We start from the raw sequence: 19958 nt of genomic DNA, 5'->3' as shown, positions 1-19958 counted from the left end.
CATGCCGCGCGATTTCAGACCAAAGAAAACAGGACGCCCTCAATGAGCGATCGCCTTCCGGGATTTTCAACCCTCGCCGTGCATGCCGGTGCACAGCCCGACCCCACCACCGGTGCGCGCGCGACTCCGATTTATCAAACGACCTCGTTCGTCTTCAACGATGCCGACCACGCCGCCTCGCTGTTCGGCCTGCAGGCATTCGGCAACATCTATACCCGCATCGGCAATCCCACCAACGCTGTGCTGGAAGAGCGCGTCGCGGCGCTCGAAGGCGGCACGGCTGCGCTTGCGGTGGCCTCGGGCCACGCCGCGCAGGTCGTGATATTGCAGCAACTGCTCCAGCCCGGCGACGAGTTCATCGCCGCGCGAAAGCTCTATGGCGGCTCGATCAACCAGTTCACGCATGCGTTCAAGAGCTTCGGCTGGAACGTGGTGTGGGCCGATCCCGATGACATCGCAAGCTTCGAGCGCGCCGTGACGCCGCGCACCAAGGCGATCTTCATCGAGTCCATCGCCAATCCCGCCGGCAGCATCACCGACATCGAGGCGATCTCGACCGTGGCGCGCAAGGCCGGCGTGCCGCTGATCGTCGACAACACGCTCGCTTCGCCCTATCTGATCCGCCCGATCGACCACGGCGCCGACATCGTCGTGCACTCGCTGACGAAATTCCTCGGCGGTCACGGCAATTCGCTCGGCGGCATCATCGTCGATGCCGGTACCTTCGACTGGTCCACCGGCGGCAAGTATCCGATGCTGTCGGAGCCGCGGCCCGAATATCACGGCATCCGCCTGCAGGAGACCTTCGGCAATTTCGCCTTCGCGATCGCCTGCCGCGTGCTCGGCCTGCGCGACCTCGGTCCCGCGCTGTCGCCGTTCAATGCCTTCATGATCCTGACCGGTATCGAGACGCTGCCGTTGCGCATGCAGAAGCACTGCGACAACGCCAAGGCCGTCGCTGAATTCCTCGCGGGACATCCGGCGGTCGCCTCCGTCAACTATGCTGGCCTTGCCAGCGACAAGTACAACCAGCTCGCACGCAAATACGCGCCGAAGGGCGCGGGCGCCGTGTTCACCTTCAGCCTGAAGGGCGGCTATGACGCCGGCGTCAGCCTGGTGTCGAAACTGCAGCTGTTCTCGCATCTGGCCAATGTCGGCGACACCCGCTCGCTGGTCATCCATCCGGCCTCGACCACGCACAGCCAGCTCGACGATGCCGCCAAGGTGAAGTCCGGCGCCGGCCCCGACGTGGTGCGGCTCTCGGTCGGCATCGAGGACAAGGAAGATCTGATCGCGGATCTGGAGCAGGCGCTGGGGGCGTAAGATCACTCTCGTCACTCCGGGGCGCGCGACAGCGCGAACCCGGACTCTCGATATTTCCTTGCAAGCTCTAGATTCCGGGGTCGATCCTGCAGGACCGCCCCGGAATGACGGTCGCGAGACGACCGCCGGTTAACAGTCGTTAACCATATCTGCCGCATACATCGTCGCTGGATCGCCCTTTGATTCGGAGCCGAAGATGTTGCGCTGGATGATGCCTGCCCTGGCAGTGACGCTGACGGTATCGGCTGCCGTTGCCGCCGACCTGCCGGCCACGCCGAAGCGGCGGGCCGCCGCTCTGCCGCAGGAGCCGCCGAAGGTCTATGTCGAGACCGATCCGGACGCGCTGATCTCGCCGGCCTATGGCATCGGCAGCTACATCCGCAACCTGCCGGGCACACCGCTGCTGCCGGGCTCGCACACGCTGCCGGGCTACTACGGCCGCCCGTGGAGCTACGATTATCAGGGCGCCTATTACGGCGGAAAGCAGGTCGATTATTTCTGGCGGCTGCCCTATGCCTGCGGAGTCTACGGCTATTGCTGATCCGATCAGCCGGCCTGACCGACCGGAACCGCGCGCGGCTGCGCGTGCGCCTGCTGGCGTGAAACGAGCCGTTCCACCTGCACCACCGCAAGCGTCAGCACCACGATCGCAACAGCCTGGTGCGACAGCGCAAGATCAATCGGCACCTGGTTGACCAGCGTGAGAATGCCGAGCACCGCCTGCAGGCTCACCGCCGCGAACAGCCACAGCGCACCGCTCGCAGCCGCCCCTGCCCGTGAGCGCACCGCGTCGATCGCGTGCAGCGCCGCCAGCGCGAACAGAAAATAGGCCGTCATGCGGTGCTCGAATTGCACCGTCAGCACATTGTCGAACATGTTGCGCCACCACGGCGTCTCGAACCACAGCCGCTCCGCCGACGGAATGAACGCGCCGTCGATCTGCGGCCAGGTATTGTAGGCACGCCCGGCGCGCAGGCCCGCGACCAGCGCGCCGAAATAGATTTGCACGACGGTGACGCAGAGGAGCAGCGCGCTCGTGAAGCGCAGGCGCGCCGACGCTGCGATCTGCGGCCGCTCCCGGAGCCGCCGCACCGTCCAGACGATGCCGGCGAAGATCAGCAGCGCCAGCATCAGATGCGCCGCCAGCCGATATTGCGACACCTCGGTGCGTCCCGAAAGACCCGAGGCGACCATCCACCAGCCGACCGCACCTTGCAGGCCGCCGAGCGCGAACAACAGCCACAGCCGCCGCTTCAATTCGCCGGACAGGCCACCACGCCACAGGAAGAACAGGAACGGCAAGAGATAGGCGACGCCGATGAAGCGGCCGAGCAAGCGGTGGCTCCACTCCCACCAGAAGATCTGCTTGAACTCGGACAGGCTCATGCCCGCGTTGAGCTCGCGATATTGCGGGATCTGCTTGTAGGCCTCGAACGCCTCGGACCACTGCGCCTCCGACAGCGGCGGCACGCTGCCCGTCACCGGCTTCCATTCGACGATGGAGAGTCCGGATTCCGTCAGCCGCGTCGCGCCGCCGACCAGCACCATCAGTGCAATCAGCGCGGCGACGACGATCAGCCACCAGCGCACGGCGCGATGCGGGTTGGTTGGAACGGAATTCGTCGTCATTTCAGGGGTTAAAACCAGGGCTTGAACCGGACTGCGTGCCCCTTATAGTCCCCCGCTCCCGCAGCGCAAGTTACGCGAAGGCCGCAAGCTCCCGCCATGACGATCCGCACCCGCAAGTTCCTCGGCGCCATCCTGCTCCTGGTGCTGGCCACCGTCTGGGCCCTGCTCGGCATGGCGGCCGCGCAGATGCCCTGGATTGCCGAGTCTGGCTGGCGGCAGGCCATCTATTACGTCGTCGTCGGCATGGGCTGGGTGCTGCCTGCGATGCCGATCGTGAGCTGGATGCAGCGTCCCGATCGCGCCAGATCCAATTCCTAGCCTCTAGTTCGTAGCGCCGCCTGTCGGCTTCACCGGCGCAAAGGCGACGCCCGACACCAGCACGCGCAACATGCGCAGCGAGCGCACACGGCCGTCCCATGAAATCCGCGGCAGCGCGCGCAGATTGGTCCGCCCTTCCGCGTCCACGATGCCTGATATCGTCGACACCGCGCTGGCAAAGCCGGCCTCCTCCGCCATCATGACGTGACTGCGCCGGAACGCGGCGCGATCGCCGAACGGAAAGGCAAGATGGCGGATCTCGCGCCCGAAGGCCGCTTCGGCGACCGCCTTGCCCATTGTCAGCTCGCGCAGCGCGGCTGCGTCCTTCATGTTGGCGAGCACGGGATAATTCACGGTGGCGCTGCCGATCGTGACCAGCGGATCGGCCGCCAGCTTCGCCAGATCCTCCCAATTCATCGACGCCTCGCGCGAGAGCGCGGCGAGGTCGATCCGATAGCGCGTACAGAGATCGGCGATCGCCGCCGACAGATCGGCGGGCGGCAGCGAGCGCAGCCAGCTCTCGAGATGCGAAAACAGCGCCTGCTTCTCGGCACGATCGGTGACGACGAAGCGTTGCTCCTTCTCCGCCATCATCAGGCTGATGCGACTCTCGCGCGCGATCACCTGTTCGAGCCCGAGCCACCAGGCCTGTCCGACGCCGTCGGGAAAGGCGGTAGGTACGTAGATCGTAAAGGGCACGGCGTGATGCGCCAACGTCGGGTAGGCAAAGTCGATCAGGTCCTTGTTGGCACCGTCGAAGGTGAGCGCCACGAAGCGCCGCTGCTCCGCCAGCGTCACCGCGCGCCGGCAGACCTCGTCCATGCCGAGAAAATCATACTTCCAGCGTTTGAGCGCGCGAATGGCGCGGTCGAGAAACTGCGGCGTGATCTCGTGCGCGCGCAGCGGCTGAAACCCGCCACGCCGCGGGCGCACCCGTTCAAAGCGCAGGATGGCACCGGCACCGCGACTGTGCAGCGCGGCCCGGCCGGTGAACCAGGCCAGTTCGAGGCGCAGCCGTTCCAGCCATCTGTCGTCGGATGCCAATATCCCCACCCTTCGCGCCCGCGGGCGCCTGTTCCCGCTCCCATTGTCCTTACCCTTTGTTGACATTTCTTTGCAAAGGTCGACCATAGGCCGATTACGCAAATTCTTGATTTCTCGACAGGTTTCGCGAATGACCATGGCTGCGGCGATGCAAAGCCGGACGGCAGAAGCGCCAGCGCGGTCGAAAGCGGGCAGGATCGCGCATGTCGATATCGTCACCGATCTCGGCGCCGTCGAGGCGCTCTGGCGCGCATTCGAGGAGCCCGGCCATCTCTTCACGCCCTATCAGCGGTTCGATCTGCTGAGCCCGTGGCAGCGACTGGTCGGCGAGCGCGAGGGCGCGCGCCCGTTCGTCGTGATCGCCCGCGACGCCGAGCACAGGCCGCTCCTGCTGCTGCCGCTCTCGCTACGCCAAGGCCACGGCGTGCGCACGGCCTGCTTCATGGGCGGCAAGCACACGACCTTCAACATGGGCCTGTGGAACGTGGAGTGCGCTGCGCAGACCACCAGCGCCGATCTCGAGGCGTTGCTTGCGCCGCTCGGTGAGCACATCGACGTGCTCGCGCTGACGCAGCAACCACTGCGCTGGCACGACCAGCAGAACCCGTTCGCACTGCTGCCGCGACAGAGCGCGATCAACGGCTGCCCGAAGCTGGTGATGGAGCCGGGCGTGCCGCCGGCATCGCGGATCAGCAATTCCTTCCGGCGCCGCCTCAAGAGCAAGGAAAAGAAGCTCCAGGCACTCCCGGGCTACCGCTATTACCTCGCCACTACCGATGCAGACGTCACCCGCCTGCTCGACTGGTTCTTTCGCGTCAAGCCGGTGCGGATGGCGGAACAGAAGCTCCCGAACGTCTTCGCCGAGCCCGGCGTCGAACAGTTCGTCCGCAGCGCCTGCCTTGCGCCGCGCGGTGAAGGCCGCGTCATCGACATCCACGCGCTCGAATGCGACGACGAGGTGATCGCGATCTTCGCGGGGGTCGCCGACGGCGAGCGTTTCTCGATGATGTTCAACACCTACACGATGTCCGAGCACGCACGCTACAGCCCCGGCCTGATCCTGATGCGCTATATCATCGATCGCTACGGCGAGCGCGGCTACCGCTCGCTCGACCTCGGCATCGGTTCGGACGACTACAAGCGGATGTTCTGCAAGGACGACGAAGACATCTTCGACAGTTTCGTTCCGCTGACCTCGCGCGGAAAACTCGCGGCGATGGCGATGTCCTCGCTGAGCTGCGGCAAGCGGCTGGTGAAGCAGAACCAGATGTTGTTCGACCTGGCGCGGCGGCTGCGGCAGGCGTTCGGGTAAGAACGGACTCTTGAAACTCGCGGAGGGAAAGCCCTCACCCGTCTCTCCGCTAGCGCGGCGAGCCACCCGCTCCCACAGGGGGAGAGGGCAAGAGCACCTACGCCGCCACGACGCGCGGCGCTTCCACCGCATCCGACGGCTGCACGGGCTTGCTCAGCATCGTCACCTCGCTGAAGCCGACGGCCCTCAGCTGCTCACACATCAGCGTGCGTGCATCGCTCGCCATCGACGCATCAGGCACGACGACGGCGCGGGCATGCGTCGTCAGCAACTCGGCTGGAAGGTCTGAGGCGCTGCCGGCGTCGATCAGCACGTGATCGTAGGCGCGCAGCAGCGCGTCGATGGCGAGCGTCACCCGCGGCGATTGCAGCAGGCTGCGGTCGAAACCGGGACGACCGGCCATGACGAGATGCAGCCGCGACAGCTTGTCCCGGGTGATCACTTGCGCGAACGATGCCTCGCCCTGCATCAGTTCGGCAAGGCCGGAAGCCGAGGCATCGACCGACACCGCGGCGATCGTCGGCGAGGACGCGGCGAGATCGACCACAACGACGCGCGCCTCGCGCGCCAGATTCCGGGCGAGCGTCAGCGTCGACAGCGTGATGGCTTCGCCTGAGGCGGTGCCGAGCACGGTGATCTTCTTCGCCGCAGCGCCGGCGGCACGCAGGCTGTCGGCGAGATGCTCGATCTCGGTGAATTCGGTGACGTCCATATCGGTCGCCATCTCCGGCTGGAGCGGCGCGGGCTCTGCCAAGGGGGTGGCGATGCCGGGATCGGCGATCGGCTCGACGACCGGCTGAACCGTCGCCTTTTGGCGCATCGGCGCCTGTGCCGGGCGCACCGCAGCCACGGCGCGCGGCGCGGTCTGGCGGAGCAGCTCGCCGGTGACGACGACGCCGGACGAGAGCAGCAGCGTCGCGATCGTCGCGATCAGCACGATCGGCAGCTTCTTCGGATAGGCCGGCGTGTTCGAGACGATGGCACGCGAAATGATGCGTCCGTCGGTCGGCGCCGTGTCGATAGTCTCGCGGGTGTTGGCCTCGCGGTACTTGGCGAGGTAGGTCTCGAGCAGGTCGCGCTGCGCCTTTGCCTCACGCTCCAGTGCGCGAAGCTGGACGTCCTGGCCGTTGGTCGAGGCCGCTTGCTTCTTGAGCTGCTCGAGACTCACGGTCAGGCCATCGACCCGGCCGCTGGCAATCCGGGCGTCGCTCTCGAGCGAGCGCGAGATCTTGGCCGCTTCGTCGCGGATCTGGTTGTCGAGATCGCCGAGCTGGGCCTTCAGCTCCTTGATCCGCGGGTGATTGCCGAGCAGCGTGGACGACTGTTCGGCGAGCTGCGCGCGCAACGTCACCCTCTGCTCCGACAGCCGCCGCATCAGTTCTGAGTTCACGACCTCGGATGCTTCGATCGGCTTGCCGCTCTGGAGCATCTCCTTGATCAGCCGCGCCTTGGACTCCGCGTCGGCCTTCATCGAGCGCGCATTGTTGAGCTGGGTGTTGACTTCACCCATCTGCTGGTTCGACAGCGTCGTGTTGTTGGTACCTATGAAGAGTGACGACTTGGAACGGAAGTCCTCGACCCTGGCCTCGGCGTCGGAGACCTTCTTGCGCAAACTCTCGATCTCGCCCGCAAGCCACTGGCTGGCGTTCTTGGCCTGCTCCTGGCGCACGCCCTGCTGCAGCACGAGATAGCCGTCGGCGATCGAATTGGCGACGCGGGCGGCAAGCTCGGGATCGGCGGACTGGAATTCGACGACGATCACCCGCGACTTGTCGACCGCATAGGCCTGGAGGCGCTCGTAATAGGCATCGAGCACGCGTTCTTCCGGCGTCATCGAGAACGGATCGCGGCCGATACCGATCATCGCGGCCAGCGACTTCAGCGGCGAGATGCCCTGCAGTACCGGATCGAATTCGGGGCGCTCGGCCAGCTTGTTCTTCTTGATGATCTCGCGCGCGAGATCGCGCGACAGCAGGAGCTGCACCTGACTGGTGACGGCCTCGGCGTCGAGCGCTTGGCGCTCCTCGTTGCGGTCGCTGCTCGGGCGCAGGAACACGTTCTCGCGGCCATCGATGAGGATGCGCGATTCGGACTTGTAGCGGGGCGTAACGAGATTGACGACGGCAATGGATGCAACGAGCGCCAGCACCGTCGGCGCGATGATCCAGCCGCGCCTGCGCGCCAATGCCGCGCCGAGCGCGTGCAGGTCGATGTCGCCGGATTCGACTTGTGGCTGCCTGGTGAGGATGGGCGCAGGCCCGGGCTCGACCTCGGCTTCGACCTTTGCCTCGAGCTTGCTTTCAACTTTGGGCGCGGCGTCGGCTTTGGACTTTGAAACAGCCCGCGCAACCACAGCCTGGTCCTTGCCGGCACGCCAAAACGCTAAACGCATCGAATACTCCCGCAGGGCAACGCCACCAAGCTACCTCAACCCCGGCGATTACACTCCATTAAGGTTGCCGCTGGGTTAATCGCCGCGTCCGGCGATCGTCGCGCACGCGCTCGTCACCGTTTGTTAACCACGAGGGCCCTTAATCCGTCTCGATATTTCGTTGAATTGTTCGGCATTCGCCGTCGAGCGCTGGTTTTGATCATGCCCCCCTCTCCCGACCGGCCGCTTCGTATCCTGCACGCCGTGCGCGCGCCCGTCGGCGGCATCTTCCGCCACATCCTCGACGTCGCCAACGGCCAGGTCGATCGCGGCCATCATGTCGGCATTCTCGCCGACAGCCTCACCGGCGGCGAGCGCGCCGACAAGGCACTGGCCGAGCTCGCGCCGCGGCTGAAGCTCGGCGTGCACCGGCTCGCGATCCGCCGCGAGCCGTCGCCCGACGACGTCCTGGTCTGGCTTCGCATGCGGCGCCTGATCGCAACCCTCAAGCCCGACGTCATGCACGGCCACGGCGCCAAGGCCGGCGCCTTCATCCGCATGCGGCGGCGCTCCGACGATACCATCCGCATCTACACGCCGCATGGCGGCTCGCTGCACTATCCCCTCAACACGCTGAAGGGGGAATTCTACGCACGGCTCGAGCGCGCGCTGATGGATGCGACCGACCTGTTCCTGTTCGAGAGCGCGTTCGCCCGCGACACCTATCAACGCATCGTCGGCACGCCCAAGGGCGTGGTGCATTGCGTCTTCAACGGCGTCACCCCGGAGGAATTCGAGCCCGTCGTGACCGCCGACGATGCCACCGATCTCTGCTATGTCGGCGAGTTCCGGCACATCAAGGGCGCGGATCTCCTGGTCGATGCCGTGGCGCGCCTTCACGAGGGCGGCAAGAAGGTCACGCTGACGCTCGGCGGCGACGGCGAGGAAACAGCGGCGCTGAAGGCGCAAGTCGAGAGGCTCGGCCTCACCAGTGCCATCCGCTTCATCGGTCACGTCAAGGCGCGCTACGGCTTCTCCAAAGGACGGCTGCTGGTCGTTCCCTCGCGCGGTGATTCCATGCCCTATGTCGTGATCGAGGCCGGCGCGGCCGGCATTCCCATGATCGCCGCCCGCATCGGCGGCATTCCCGAGATCTTCGGATCCGACAGTCCGGCCCTGTTCGCGCCGAGCAATTCCGAGGCCATGGCCGAGGCGATCGCGGCGGCACTCGACGATCCCCAGGCAACGGCGCAACGTGCGGTTTCGTTGCGCGAACGCATCTCGGTGCATTTCTCGCAGGCCGCGATGGTCGACGGCGTGATCGCCGGCTATCGCGACGCATTTGCCAATCATTAACCATTCTTAAGCCCGCTTTAGAAAATCTTCCGATTTGTCCGATAATCGAAGAGCCAGGGGATGCTCGCCCGGGGCGCTCAAGGCCGTGCCGCGGGCTCTGGAATGGACGTGGACGCCCGTGGAACCGCTCAACGCACGCTCGATGCTCGACGCCGCGACCAGCGCCGCGGCAAGGTCTGGCGACCAGCCCTTTGTGGAGCGCCGCCGCCGGCTCTCTCCTGCTGCGCTCGAAATCGTCAACCAGAAGGTCGCGCGCGCCTATTCGCCGGTCGTGATCACCGGCTTCGTGCGCCTCGCCGACTTCGTGCTGCTCAGCCTCGTCGGCCTTGCGCTCTATCTCGGCTATGTCATGCCGCGCGCCGGCGCCTTCAGCTGGCTCTATCCCGCCCAGGTCGTCGCCGTCGCATTGGCAGCCGTGGTGTGCTTCCAGGCGGCCGACATCTACCAGGTGCAGCTGTTCCGCGGGCAATTGCGGCAGATGACGCGGATGATCTCGTCCTGGTCCTTCGTCTTTCTGCTGTTCATCGGCATCTCCTTCTTCGCCAAGTTCGGCAGCGAGGTGTCGCGGCTCTGGCTTGCCGCCTTCTATTTCCTCGGGCTCGCTGCACTGATGGTCCAGCGCCTTGTGCTGCGTGCACTGGTGCGCGGCTGGGCGCGCCAGGGCCGGCTCGACCGCCGTACCATCATCGTCGGCTCCGACAGCAATGGCGAACAGCTGGTCGAAGCGCTGAAGGCGCAGGAGGATTCCGACATCCACGTGCTCGGCGTGTTCGACGACCGCAACGACAGCCGCGCGCTCGACACCTGCGCCGGCGCGCGCAAGCTCGGCAAGGTCGACGACATCGTCGAATTCGCCCGCCGCACCCGCATCGATCTCGTGCTGTTCGCGCTGCCGATCTCGGCGGAGACGCGCATCCTGGAGATGCTGAAGAAGCTCTGGGTGCTGCCGGTCGACATCCGCCTCTCCGCGCACACCAACAAGCTGCGCTTCCGGCCCCGCTCCTATTCCTATCTCGGCGAGGTGCCGACGCTCGACGTGTTCGAGGCGCCGATCACCGACTGGGACCTGGTGATGAAATGGCTGTTCGACCGCATCGTCGGCAGCCTCGCCCTGCTCGCCGCCCTGCCGGTGATGGGCCTCGTCGCACTCGCGGTGAAGCTCGACAGCCCCGGCCCGGTGCTGTTCCGCCAGAAGCGTTTCGGCTTCAACAACGAGCGCATCGACGTCTACAAATTCCGCTCGATGTACCACCATCAGGCAGATCCCACGGCCTCGAAGGTCGTCACCAAGAACGATCCGCGCGTCACCCGCGTCGGCCGCTTCATCCGCAAGACCAGCCTCGACGAGCTGCCGCAGCTCTTCAACGTGGTCTTCGCCGGCAATCTCTCCCTGGTCGGCCCGCGCCCGCATGCGGTGCAGGGCAAGCTGCAGAGCCGGCTGTTCGACGAGGCCGTCGACGGCTATTTCGCCCGCCATCGCGTCAAGCCGGGCATCACCGGCTGGGCCCAGATCAATGGCTGGCGCGGCGAGATCGACAACGAAGAGAAGATCCAGAAGCGCGTCGAGTTCGACCTCTATTACATCGAGAACTGGTCGGTGCTGTTCGACCTCTACATTCTCCTGAAGACGCCGATCTCGCTGCTGACCAAGAACGAGAACGCGTATTGAGTTTGCTACCCCCGAGTCACGCTGTCATCGCCCGGCTTGACCGGCGATCCAGTCATCACCGGCAGCGGGAACGGCCACGAACGGCTCGGAGTACTGGATGCCCCGCTTTCGCGGAGCATGACAGCGGAAGTTGTAACTACTAGTAGCGTGAGCGTATGAGAGTCTGATGGCGTATGCGGCGACAGCCGGTGAAGTGAAATTGACCGCACCGGCTGCGCCCGGTGTGCTGGCGCTGCAGCGCGCGCTGGTGTGGCTGGTCGGCGCCTCCGGCGCGATCGTGTTCATCGAGCCGAGCCCCTACGAGATCGCGACGCTGCTCGCCACCGTCACGTTCTTCGCCACCGGCCTGCGGCTGAGACTCGTGCTGATGCCGCTCGTGCTGATGCTGGTCCTGCTCAATGTCGGCTACACCATCAGTGCGATCCCGCTGTTCGACAAGTCCGAGGTGGTGAGCTGGATCGCCACATCCTGGTATATGGCGGTCACCGTGGTGTTCTTCGCCATGGTCATGTCCGAGGATACGCTGGCCCGGCTCGACATGCTCCGCCGCGGCCTCGTGGTCGGTGCGATGGTCGCCTCGGTGTTGGCTGTCGCCGGCTATTTCCACCTCGTTCCCGGCGGAAACGATCTCCTCACGCTCTACGGGCGCGCGCGCGGCACGTTCAAGGACCCCAACGTGCTCGGCGCCTTCATGATCCTGCCCGCGCTGTTCGCGCTGCAGAGCGTGGTTTCGGACAAGCTGGCTAAGGCCGTCCGCAACGTCATCGCCTTCGGCATCATGTCGCTGGCGATCCTGCTCGCCTTCTCGCGTGCCGCCTGGGGCGGGCTGGTGCTGACCTCCGCCTTCATGCTGGCGCTGATGGTGCTGACCAGCCGCACCAACGCGCAGCGCTCGCGCATCATCATCATGGCGATGGTCGCCGCGGTGCTGGGCCTGGCGCTGATCGCGGTGCTGCTGTCGTTCGATTCCACCGCCGAGATGTTCAAGCAGCGCGCAAGCTTCGGCCAGAGCTACGACGAAGGCCGCTTCGGCCGGTTCGGCCGCCACATCCTGGGTGCGGAGATGGCGCTCGACCTGCCGTTCGGCATCGGCCCGCTGCAATTCCACCGCTTCTTTCCCGAGGACACCCACAACTCCTACCTCAACGCCTTCATGTCCGGTGGCTGGCTGGCCGGCGTGTGCTACCCGGCGCTGGTCTTCACCACCGTCATCATGGGCTTCCGGCACGTCTTCGTCCGCGTGCCCTGGCAGCGTGCATATCTCGCCGTGTTCGCCGCCTTCGTCGGCACCGTCGGCGAAAGCTTCGTGATCGACACCGACCACTGGCGGCACTTCTGGATGATGCTGGGCGTGATGTGGGGCATGATCGCGGCCGCACAGATCTACAAGATCAGGGCTGGCGAGGACGCTTCCTCAGCCTGAGATCGGGCCGCTTTTCCGGCGGCGTATCGAGCAAACGCTTGAGCGCCTCCGTGGCCGCGAGCACGCCCTTGTAACCCTCATTGGCGAAGCGCAGCAGCAGACGCAATTCCTCGTCGGAATAACCGCCACACACCTTCTCCATGGCCTGCTGCATCGGGACGTAGAACTGGGTGAGCTTTGCGATCGCCTCGGGCACGACCGCGATGAAAACCTTGCGGCGGTCCTTCTCGTCGCGCTCACGGCGGACCAGGCCGGCCTTTTCGAGCCGGTCGACCACGCCGGTGATGGCCCCCGTCGTGAGGCCCGTGACCTCGGCGAGCCTGCCTGCGGTAACACGGCCTTCGAGGTACAGGATGTCCATGCATTCCAGATCGGAATTGGCAATTCCGGCAACGTTGGCAACGGTTTGCCCGTAGAGCACACCTTGCGCGGACGACCGGCGCATCGCCTCCTCGAGCTGCTGCAACAGCGCCGTCCGCGCCTTCGTCCTTGACAAGGCCTACCTCATCTCTTAGGCGATATATATCTTAGTCACTAAGATATTTAGCGACCTTTTTCTCCCTAGCACCGCGGAAATGTCGGGAGCAAGCCCATGTCCTATCGTCCCCGCAAGGCGCTGATCATCGGCGCCGGCATTGCCGGACCCGTGGCCGCGATCCTGCTCCGCCGGGCCGGCATCGAGTCCGAGATCTACGAGGCCTGGCCCTATTCGAAGGGAATCGGCGGCGGCCTGCAGATCGCGCCGAACGGCATGCATGTCATGGACGAAATCGGCCTTGCGCAGGAGCTGGTCAGCCGCGGCTCGGTCGCGGAGGCATTCGACTTCTATTCGCAAGGCGGCGAACGGCTCGGCTCGATCAACCGCGACATGGCGCGGCGCTTCGGCCAGCCCGCGGTGAACATCTCCCGCGCCACGCTGAACGAAATCCTGATCGACAAGGCCTGGTGCGCCTGCGTCTCGCTCTATTTCGAGAAGCGGCTGATCAAGATCGAGGACCGCGGCGACCAGCCGATCATCGCCTACTTCTCCGACGGCAGCACCGCCGAGGGCGACTTCCTGATCGGCGCCGACGGCCTGCACTCGGTAACGCGCCGCCAGGTGATCCCGGACGGACCGCAACCGTTCGACACCGGACTCATCGGCTTCGGCGGCTTCGTGCCGCACGCCGTGCTCGACGGCAGATCGATCGGTCAGCGCGTCGAGACCACCTTCGGACGGAGCGGCTTCTTCGGCTACGGCTATTGCAGCCCCGATCCGAACGACGGCGTGATGTGGTGGAGCACGCAGCCCGCGCACGGCATGGACGCGGCGATGTTTCGCGCGCTCGATCCGACGACATTGAAGCAGCATCTTCGCGACTTCCACCGCGGCTGGCACGATCCAATCCCCGCCATCATCGAAGCGGCCGAGAACATCGTCGTCACCGACACGCTCGATCTCGCAACCCTGCCGACCTGGTCGCGCAAGCGCTCGCTCCTGATCGGCGATGCCGCGCACGCGACCAGCCCCCATGCCGGCCAGGGCGCCTCGCTGGCGCTGGAGGACGCGATGCGGCTCTCGCGCCTGATGCAGCAGGGTCAGGAGCTCGGCGCCACCTTCCAGGCCTTCGAGGCTGAGCGCCGCCCGCGCACCGAGAAGATCGTCGCCATGGCGCGCCGCAACGGCAACGGCAAGCGCGAGTTCAGCGCCACCGGCGCATGGGTTCGCAATCAGATGCTGAAATGGCTGCTGCCGCTTGGCGCCAAGGGCATGGATTTCATGTACGCGTATGACGCGCGGGCGGTGTAGCGACGACCTGCCATAGGCTGGGTCAGCTAACGAAGCTCACCAAATAAAAACGCCGCCCGGAATTGGGCGGCGTTTCATTCCAAGAGGCGTAGAGGTCAGTTGGGTGCTACTCTACACCAAATCCCGAAAATCTCAAGACCGATAGCCCGGAAGCTCGCGGTCGAGCTTGCGCAGCAGCGGCGGCCACACGAGGTTGGTGGCGCGCAGCTCGGCGCGATCGCGGTTGGCGAGCAACTCGGTGTTCTTCTCGATCGCAATCTCCTCGACCGGATAGACCGGCGTGCCCAGCGCGCGCGTGCGCACCTGCATCGAGCAGGCGCGTTCGAGATGATACATGCGCTCGAAGGCGGAGGCGACAGAGCGGCCGACCGTGAGCGTACCGTGGTTACGCAGCAGCATGTGGTTGTGGTCGCCGAGGTCCTTCTGCAGCCGCGGCCGCTCGTCGTGGTCGAGTGCGATGCCTTCATAGTCGTGATAGGCGAGGTCGTGGGTGACGAGCTGAGCCGTCTGGTTCAGCGGGAGCAGCCCTTCCGCGCAGCTCGAGACCGCGGTGCCGTCGAGGGTGTGGAGATGCAGCACGCAGATCGCGTCCTCGCGCACCTCGTGGATCGCCGAATGGATGGTGAAGCCCGCCGGGTTGATGCTGTACTCGCTCTCGGAGAGCTGATTGCCGTGCAAATCGACCTTGACGAGGCTGGACGCCGTGATCTCGTCGAACATCAGCCCGTAGGGGTTGATGAGGAAGTGATGATCGGGACCGGGCACGCGCGCGGAGATGTGGGTGTCGACCAGATCGTCCCAGCCGTACAGCGCGACCAGGCGATAGCAGGCGGCGAGATTGACCCGTTGCTGCCACTCGGCCTCCGTCATATCAGACGGCACTTCCTTCAGGCGCGCTTCCGCTGGCGACATGGCTGGTCTCTCCGAACATCGTTGTTGCGTGGAGGGAGCGTAGTACCGCTACTCGTTGGCAGCAAGGTGCGCAAAGCGCGGCAGTCCAGCGTAGCCCGCATGGAGCCAACGGGTCGGCGCGAAGCGCCGCCCGATGACAGGCTCCGCGGAATGCGGGGCCACTCCGAGAGGGGTCCCGGATTTCGCCGCACTCCATCCGGGCCACGTCTCAGGAGAAAATTCTACGGCGCCGGAATCGACAGCAGGCTGGAAATACTGCGGCCGCGGATGTCGTAGACGCGGGCGAACACCACGTCGTCGCGCTTGATCTCGACCATCACGGGCGCGGTCAGGCCCTTGCAGTAGAACTCGCCGAGCGTCATCGCGAAATCGGCAGCGTTGGAATCCCACCCGATGGTGAAGTCCGGGCCGAGCGCGACCTGGGCCGGACGCTGCGGGCCGCAGACCGCGACCTTCCATTTGCGATTGGTCGGCGGCACCTCCTGGCGCTCGACGAGCTGCTCGCGCAACTCGTCGGAGGCCTGCTTCAGCGCAAGACCCCAATAGTCCAGCATGAAGCGGTTGTCGGCGCCGCGCACGGTGCCGGCAATGTGGTTGAAGTGGGTGTACTGATAGGGATGCAGTCGGATCATCTCGGCGAGCGACAGCGCGAGGCCGAAGCAGAAGGTGGCGAGCACGACCGGCTGCCAGGTGCGGTGATTGGCGCGCAGGCGCTCCATGGCCCAGCCGAAAGCGACGCCGCCGAGCACGGCCATCGGCGGAATCACGAACACGAAATGGCGGATGCCGTTGTACAACGCCGGCCGCTTCACCATCGCAATCGCAAGCGGCAGGGTTGCGGCCAGCGTCAGCATCAGCAGGATGGTCTTGCGGCGCGCCGGAACCTCGCGTCGCGGCAGCACGGCGAAAGTGCTGACCACGGCGCCGGCCATCAGCACCAGCATCACTTCGGGCAGCTGCAGCGCGAACAGCGTCGGCAGATAGGACCAGGGCATATCCGGCACCGATACGATCGCGCCGTCGAACATCTCTTTCCAGGGCTTCTCGAAGAAATGCGAGAAGTAGGTCAGCGCCTCGAAGGGATTGCCGGGCTCCATGATCGACCACGGCCAGATCAGCCCCATCACGAGGTAGCCGAACACGAGGCCGGGCAGCAGCACATAGAGGACATGGGCGAAGCGGCGGATCGACTCGCGCAGACCTTCGTTGCGCAATTCTTCCAGGAAGAGCGGGATGAAGGCGATCAAGGCATAGACCAGCGCGAGACCGCCGAGAACGCGGCAGCCGAGCGAAAGGCCGGCGCCGAGGCCGACGATCAGGATCGTGCGCGGCGACGGCTGCGGATATTCATCGGCGAGTCGGACGAGGCCGAGCATCAGGACGACCATGGCCACTGCGAAGGGCGCGTCCTTCGGGTTCATGAACATGTGGCCGTAGAAGATCGGGCACAGCGCGAGCAACAGGAGTGAGGCAAGACCGGCAAGCGGGCCGCCGATGCGGCGGCCGAGCCGCCACGTTACCGCAAGACCGATCACGCCGACGATGGCGCCGACCAGACGTCGCGTCTCGAACAATTCGAGCGGAATGATCTTGTGCAGGAGAGCCGCGACCATGTCGAAGCCGCCGCCATACATGTAGAGATTGGCGAAAGAGAGCGCCGCGGTGTCCTTGAAGCCGGAACCGAACATGCGCAGCAACAGGTCGGCATATTCGGCGTGAGTGTAATCGTCCCAACCGAGGCCGTAGTCGCGGAAGGTCAAGCCGGCAATGACGGCGACCGCAGCCAGCACCAGCATGGCCAGATCGTCGCAAGTCCGTTCGACCGAACGCCGCTGAGGCGTATCGATCGCCGACGTCGTGATGGATGTCATGGCTATCGGTGCCCCGGAATCCCCTCTTGGCCCTGCTGGCGCGCGCGGGCCTCAACCCCGGATTCCCTATAGCGCAGTTCCATTACCAAGTAATTGGGCATTATGGCTAAATTCCTGATGCGATGCAGCAATTCCGGATGCTGACGGCAGACGAGCAGTAGCGAGCCCTGGCTGAAGGGAATGTGAATAAGTCCCTGATTTCCTTCCTCTTAGGAACGTGGCTTGCAATTCGCCGTTGGCGTGGAACATCGTATGACGGTATCGTGGCGTGACGGGTCGCGCGTGGATGCGCGGCCGGGGGTGAGTTCGATGACCTTGGCATTGTTGATCGCGGGGATTTTCGCCGTCGTGGCGGGCCTCCTTTCGATCCTGTTTGGCTTCTCGGTCAGGGAGTTCAGCCTCGGCAGCCCCCTGATAATCTCGGGCACGATCGCAGTCTGCTCCGGAATGTTACTGGTCGGCCTCTATGTCGTGGTCGGAGAACTGAAGGGCATCGCTCGGCGGCTGGCGGGTGCAGTCGCGCCGTCGGAGGTTCGGGTCAGGCCCGTGCTGCCAGGCCTTGCCGTATCAGGCGCAGCAGCGCCCGAGCCGACGTCCGGCTCGGCCGCGAGGACGGAGCCGCCACCGCCGCCACCCGCCGCAGGCCCGCCGCCATGGCAGAACGAAGCTGCCGCGCGCGAGCGTCCGCGTGTCGAGGTGCCGCCGGAGCCGGAAGCTCCGACGCCGCCCGCACCTCCGGAAGCGCCGCGCCGGCGCAACCTCCTGTTCGCCTCGACCTCACGCAAGGAGCGCGAGCGCGCGGAGGCGAAGGCCACCGAGGGGGCGCCGCCGCAGCTTCCTCTGGAGCCAGGTGAGGCCCTGGACAGTCCGCCTGCCAGTTTCGACGATGCCTGGCCGAAGCCCGAGCGCATGCGTCCGCCGGAGCCGCCGGCCGCCTTGCGTCGCCAGCCGCCGCGCTCGCCGTCCACCTTGGCGGAGGCCGCCCCGCCGCCTGCACCCGAGCCGACGCCGCCAGCCGTCGAGCAGCCGCCAGTGACCGTGCTCAAATCCGGAATCGTCGACGGCATGGCCTATTCGCTCTATTCCGACGGCTCGATCGAAGCGCAGATGCCGGAGGGCATGATGCGCTTTGCCTCGATCGACGAGCTGCGCGCCCATCTCGACCAGCGGGGCTGAGGCGGGCTGCGGCTCGACTAAAACACCACCCTCGCCGGTCATCGGTTCATCCTCGTCAATTGTCGTATTCGGCCGAACGTATTGTTGACACCGAATAGTTCGGCGTCGTCTATCCCGTGAGGAGCAAGGTGGAGAGAGGGCGGGCCGATGTCTGATGCCGGGGCGAAGAATTTCATCGAGCTGACGGCGAGCATCGTGTCAGCCTATCTCAGCAACAATCCGACGCCGGCTGCGGAGATTCCGAACCTGATCAGCCAGGTGCACGGCGCCCTGGTGCGGGTGTCGTCGGGCCGCACCGAGACTGCGCCGCTCGAGCCGGCCAAGCCGGCGGTCTCGCTGAAAAAGTCGATTGCGCCCGATTATCTGGTCTGCCTGGAAGACGGCAAGCGCTTCAAATCGCTGAAGCGCCATCTGCGCACGCAGTACAGCATGACGCCGGAGCAATACCGCGAGAAATGGGGCCTGCCGGCCGACTATCCCATGGTCGCGCCGAACTATGCGGTGGCGCGCTCGCAACTGGCGAAGCAGATGGGCCTCGGACAGCAGCAGCGGAAGAAGGGGAAGTAGAGTCGGGCACGATCCGAAACTAGCTTTCCACCCCAAACGTCAGCCCGGCGTGATCGACCAGCCGCTTGATCAGCTTGTGCTGCATCGCTGCGCCCGGCGTCCAGAAGCCTGCCGGAACGTCCGTGGTATCGCGCAGCATGCAGATCGCGCATTCGGAGATCATCTTCGAGGTCGAGCCGTAGCCGGGATCGCGGTCGCCGGTGACGCCGACGCGGACCATGCGGCCGTCTGGCGCGATCGCGACATAGAGCAGGTCGAAGCGGCCGTTCTCCTGCTCTTCCTTCGACGGCCCCTCGCCCGGCTTCGGCGCGTTCGGGCCGGTCTTCTCGGCGTTGGCGGCCATCACGCGCTTGGCGTTGGCCTCGCCTTTCTCACCGGGACCGGTGAGGACCATCTCGTCGTAGACGAAGTCCTGGCCGTAGGGAAAGCCCATCAGCATGTTGGAACGATGGACGTTGCGCGTGTTGATCAGCGCCATCATGAACGGCGCGGCCCAGGATTGCAGATCCTCCTCGAAGATCGCCCTGTTGCCCTTCGGCTGCTTCGGCCCGGTGAAGCCGGGCGTCAGCGCAAAATGATCGTTGAGAATGGCGACGAGGCTGAGGTCCTTGGCGACCGCATCGAAGGTCGCTTTCGCGCTCGCCGCGGTGCCGCCTGACAGCGTGCCGCGCATGTCGCGCACGCGGCCCTTCACGCGCGGCGCCGGCGCGCCGAACACCCGCTTGGCTTCTTTCTGCACGAAGAAGGTCCCAAGCTCGAACGGCACGGAATCATAACCGCACGAAAACACGATGCGCGCGCCGCTCTCTTTCGCTGCCGCCTCGTACTTGTCGATCATCTGCCGCATCCAGATCGGCTCACCGCAGAGATCGAAATAATCCGTGCCGGTGGCGACGCAGGCAGCCAGCAACTCCTCGCCGTAGAACTGATACGGACCGACCGTCGTGATCACCGACATCGTCTGCTCGGCCATCGCCTTCAGCGACGCGGCGTCGGACGCATCGGCCACGATCAGCGGCGTATTCCCGGGCGCGCCGATCGCATCGCGTACTGATTTCAGCTTGCCGAGGCTACGGCCGGCCATCGCCCAATTCAGCGAATTGTCGGTCTTGTATTGCCTGGTCAGATACTCGGCGACGAGCTGGCCGGTGAAACCGGTCGCACCGTAGATGACGATGTCGAATTTCGCAGAGCTCAT

Annotated in this window: 17 protein-coding genes; 10 read left to right on the top strand and 7 right to left on the bottom strand. The window is 65.3% G+C overall.

The features are described 5' to 3' along the window. Positions 1–42 precede the first annotated feature (42 nt). A complete protein-coding gene (locus RX330_RS17850; protein ID WP_212089813.1) occupies positions 43–1323 on the top strand; it encodes an O-acetylhomoserine aminocarboxypropyltransferase in 1281 nt (426 codons plus the stop codon). 196 nt (positions 1324–1519) lie between these two features. Next, a complete protein-coding gene (locus tag RX330_RS17845; RefSeq protein WP_212089811.1) occupies positions 1520–1864 on the top strand; it encodes a hypothetical protein in 345 nt (114 codons plus the stop codon). 5 nt (positions 1865–1869) lie between these two features. Here RX330_RS17845 and RX330_RS17840 read toward each other — a convergent pair whose 3' ends face one another. Further along, a complete protein-coding gene (locus tag RX330_RS17840) occupies positions 1870–2952 on the bottom strand; it encodes a COX15/CtaA family protein (protein WP_317243820.1) in 1083 nt (360 codons plus the stop codon). 96 nt (positions 2953–3048) lie between these two features. Between RX330_RS17840 and RX330_RS17835 the strand changes: the two genes are divergently transcribed. Beyond that, positions 3049–3270, top strand: a complete 222-nt coding sequence (locus RX330_RS17835; RefSeq protein ID WP_212089807.1) for a DUF2842 domain-containing protein — start codon at positions 3049–3051, stop codon at positions 3268–3270. A 3-nt stretch (positions 3271–3273) separates the two neighbouring features. On the opposite strand, the gene RX330_RS17830 is transcribed toward RX330_RS17835, so the two are convergent. Continuing rightward, complete coding sequence (locus RX330_RS17830; RefSeq protein WP_317243819.1) at positions 3274–4314, bottom strand: polysaccharide deacetylase family protein; 1041 nt, start codon at positions 4312–4314, stop codon at positions 3274–3276. A 130-nt stretch (positions 4315–4444) separates the two neighbouring features. Between RX330_RS17830 and RX330_RS17825 the strand changes: the two genes are divergently transcribed. After that, positions 4445–5626: a GNAT family N-acetyltransferase gene (locus RX330_RS17825; RefSeq protein ID WP_317243818.1), complete on the top strand. Its 1182-nt coding sequence runs from the start codon at positions 4445–4447 to the stop codon at positions 5624–5626. A 97-nt stretch (positions 5627–5723) separates the two neighbouring features. Here the strand turns inward: RX330_RS17825 and RX330_RS17820 are convergent, their stop codons facing one another. Beyond that, positions 5724–8018, bottom strand: a complete 2295-nt coding sequence (locus RX330_RS17820) for a GumC family protein (protein WP_317243817.1) — start codon at positions 8016–8018, stop codon at positions 5724–5726. Between the two features lie 201 nt (positions 8019–8219). On the opposite strand from RX330_RS17820, the gene RX330_RS17815 reads away from it, so the two are divergent. The 3 genes from RX330_RS17815 (at position 8220) to RX330_RS17805 (ending at position 12445) form a co-directional block, all read left to right on the top strand. Beyond that, the gene (locus tag RX330_RS17815) at positions 8220–9353 is read left to right on the top strand and encodes a glycosyltransferase family 4 protein (RefSeq protein ID WP_317243816.1); all 1134 of its coding nucleotides are present in this window, start codon (positions 8220–8222) and stop codon (positions 9351–9353) included. A gap of 118 nt (positions 9354–9471) precedes the next feature. Next, positions 9472–11022: an undecaprenyl-phosphate glucose phosphotransferase gene (locus RX330_RS17810; protein WP_317243815.1), complete on the top strand. Its 1551-nt coding sequence runs from the start codon at positions 9472–9474 to the stop codon at positions 11020–11022. Positions 11023–11188: 166 nt separating this feature from the next. Further along, positions 11189–12445: an O-antigen ligase family protein gene (locus RX330_RS17805; protein ID WP_317243814.1), complete on the top strand. Its 1257-nt coding sequence runs from the start codon at positions 11189–11191 to the stop codon at positions 12443–12445. Here the strand turns inward: RX330_RS17805 and RX330_RS17800 are convergent. Beyond that, a complete protein-coding gene (locus tag RX330_RS17800) occupies positions 12414–12890 on the bottom strand; it encodes a MarR family transcriptional regulator (protein ID WP_317243920.1) in 477 nt (158 codons plus the stop codon). The two genes, RX330_RS17805 and RX330_RS17800, sit on opposite strands and share 32 nt — an antisense overlap. A 147-nt stretch (positions 12891–13037) precedes the next feature. Here RX330_RS17800 and RX330_RS17795 point away from each other — a divergent pair, with 147 nt between their 5' ends. Beyond that, complete coding sequence (locus RX330_RS17795; RefSeq protein WP_212089793.1) at positions 13038–14234, top strand: FAD-dependent monooxygenase; 1197 nt, start codon at positions 13038–13040, stop codon at positions 14232–14234. A 132-nt stretch (positions 14235–14366) separates the two neighbouring features. Here RX330_RS17795 and RX330_RS17790 read toward each other — a convergent pair whose 3' ends face one another. Together RX330_RS17790 and RX330_RS17785 are read right to left on the bottom strand one after the other, a co-directional pair. Further along, on the bottom strand, positions 14367–15146 hold the full coding sequence (locus tag RX330_RS17790; RefSeq protein ID WP_212089785.1) for a class II aldolase/adducin family protein: 780 nt from the start codon (positions 15144–15146) through the stop codon (positions 14367–14369). A gap of 221 nt (positions 15147–15367) precedes the next feature. Next, positions 15368–17017, bottom strand: a complete 1650-nt coding sequence (locus RX330_RS17785; protein ID WP_212089783.1) for an ArnT family glycosyltransferase — start codon at positions 17015–17017, stop codon at positions 15368–15370. Positions 17018–17326: 309 nt separating this feature from the next. Between RX330_RS17785 and RX330_RS17780 the strand changes: the two genes are divergently transcribed. Next, positions 17327–18193, top strand: coding sequence for a DUF308 domain-containing protein (locus RX330_RS17780; RefSeq protein ID WP_317243813.1), 867 nt, complete (start codon positions 17327–17329; stop codon positions 18191–18193). Positions 18194–18340: 147 nt separating this feature from the next. Continuing rightward, entirely contained in the window at positions 18341–18760 is a 420-nt protein-coding gene (locus tag RX330_RS17775) for a MucR family transcriptional regulator (RefSeq protein WP_247313727.1), read from the top strand. Positions 18761–18779: 19 nt separating this feature from the next. Here RX330_RS17775 and RX330_RS17770 read toward each other — a convergent pair whose 3' ends face one another. Then, positions 18780–19958 carry a saccharopine dehydrogenase family protein gene (locus RX330_RS17770; protein ID WP_317243812.1) on the bottom strand — a complete coding sequence of 393 codons (1179 nt, stop codon included), beginning with the start codon at positions 19956–19958 and terminating at the stop codon, positions 18780–18782.

It is taken from the genome of Bradyrhizobium sp. NDS-1, from assembly GCF_032918005.1.
Taxonomy (GTDB): Bacteria; Pseudomonadota; Alphaproteobacteria; order Rhizobiales; family Xanthobacteraceae; genus Bradyrhizobium; species Bradyrhizobium tunisiense.
This window is presented reverse-complemented; position numbering and strand designations above follow the sequence as displayed.

What these genes read in the sequence shown, in the direction of transcription:
- RX330_RS17845 (WP_212089811.1), top strand. Translation starts at nt 1,520, where the DNA reads ATGTTGCGCTGGATGATGCCTGCCCTGGCAGTGACGCTGACGGTATCG.
- RX330_RS17820 (WP_317243817.1), bottom strand. Translation starts at nt 8,018, where the DNA reads ATGCGTTTAGCGTTTTGGCGTGCCGGCAAGGACCAGGCTGTGGTTGCG.
- RX330_RS17815 (WP_317243816.1), top strand. Translation starts at nt 8,220, where the DNA reads ATGCCCCCCTCTCCCGACCGGCCGCTTCGTATCCTGCACGCCGTGCGC.
- RX330_RS17785 (WP_212089783.1), bottom strand. Translation starts at nt 17,017, where the DNA reads ATGACATCCATCACGACGTCGGCGATCGATACGCCTCAGCGGCGTTCG.
- RX330_RS17840 (WP_317243820.1), bottom strand. Translation starts at nt 2,952, where the DNA reads ATGACGACGAATTCCGTTCCAACCAACCCGCATCGCGCCGTGCGCTGG.
- RX330_RS17805 (WP_317243814.1), top strand. Translation starts at nt 11,189, where the DNA reads ATGGCGTATGCGGCGACAGCCGGTGAAGTGAAATTGACCGCACCGGCT.
- RX330_RS17800 (WP_317243920.1), bottom strand. Translation starts at nt 12,890, where the DNA reads ATGCGCCGGTCGTCCGCGCAAGGTGTGCTCTACGGGCAAACCGTTGCC.
- RX330_RS17780 (WP_317243813.1), top strand. Translation starts at nt 17,327, where the DNA reads ATGACCTTGGCATTGTTGATCGCGGGGATTTTCGCCGTCGTGGCGGGC.
- RX330_RS17790 (WP_212089785.1), bottom strand. Translation starts at nt 15,146, where the DNA reads ATGTCGCCAGCGGAAGCGCGCCTGAAGGAAGTGCCGTCTGATATGACG.
- RX330_RS17775 (WP_247313727.1), top strand. Translation starts at nt 18,341, where the DNA reads ATGTCTGATGCCGGGGCGAAGAATTTCATCGAGCTGACGGCGAGCATC.
- RX330_RS17835 (WP_212089807.1), top strand. Translation starts at nt 3,049, where the DNA reads ATGACGATCCGCACCCGCAAGTTCCTCGGCGCCATCCTGCTCCTGGTG.
- RX330_RS17770 (WP_317243812.1), bottom strand. Translation starts at nt 19,958, where the DNA reads ATGAGCTCTGCGAAATTCGACATCGTCATCTACGGTGCGACCGGTTTC.
- RX330_RS17850 (WP_212089813.1), top strand. Translation starts at nt 43, where the DNA reads ATGAGCGATCGCCTTCCGGGATTTTCAACCCTCGCCGTGCATGCCGGT.
- RX330_RS17795 (WP_212089793.1), top strand. Translation starts at nt 13,038, where the DNA reads ATGTCCTATCGTCCCCGCAAGGCGCTGATCATCGGCGCCGGCATTGCC.
- RX330_RS17825 (WP_317243818.1), top strand. Translation starts at nt 4,445, where the DNA reads ATGACCATGGCTGCGGCGATGCAAAGCCGGACGGCAGAAGCGCCAGCG.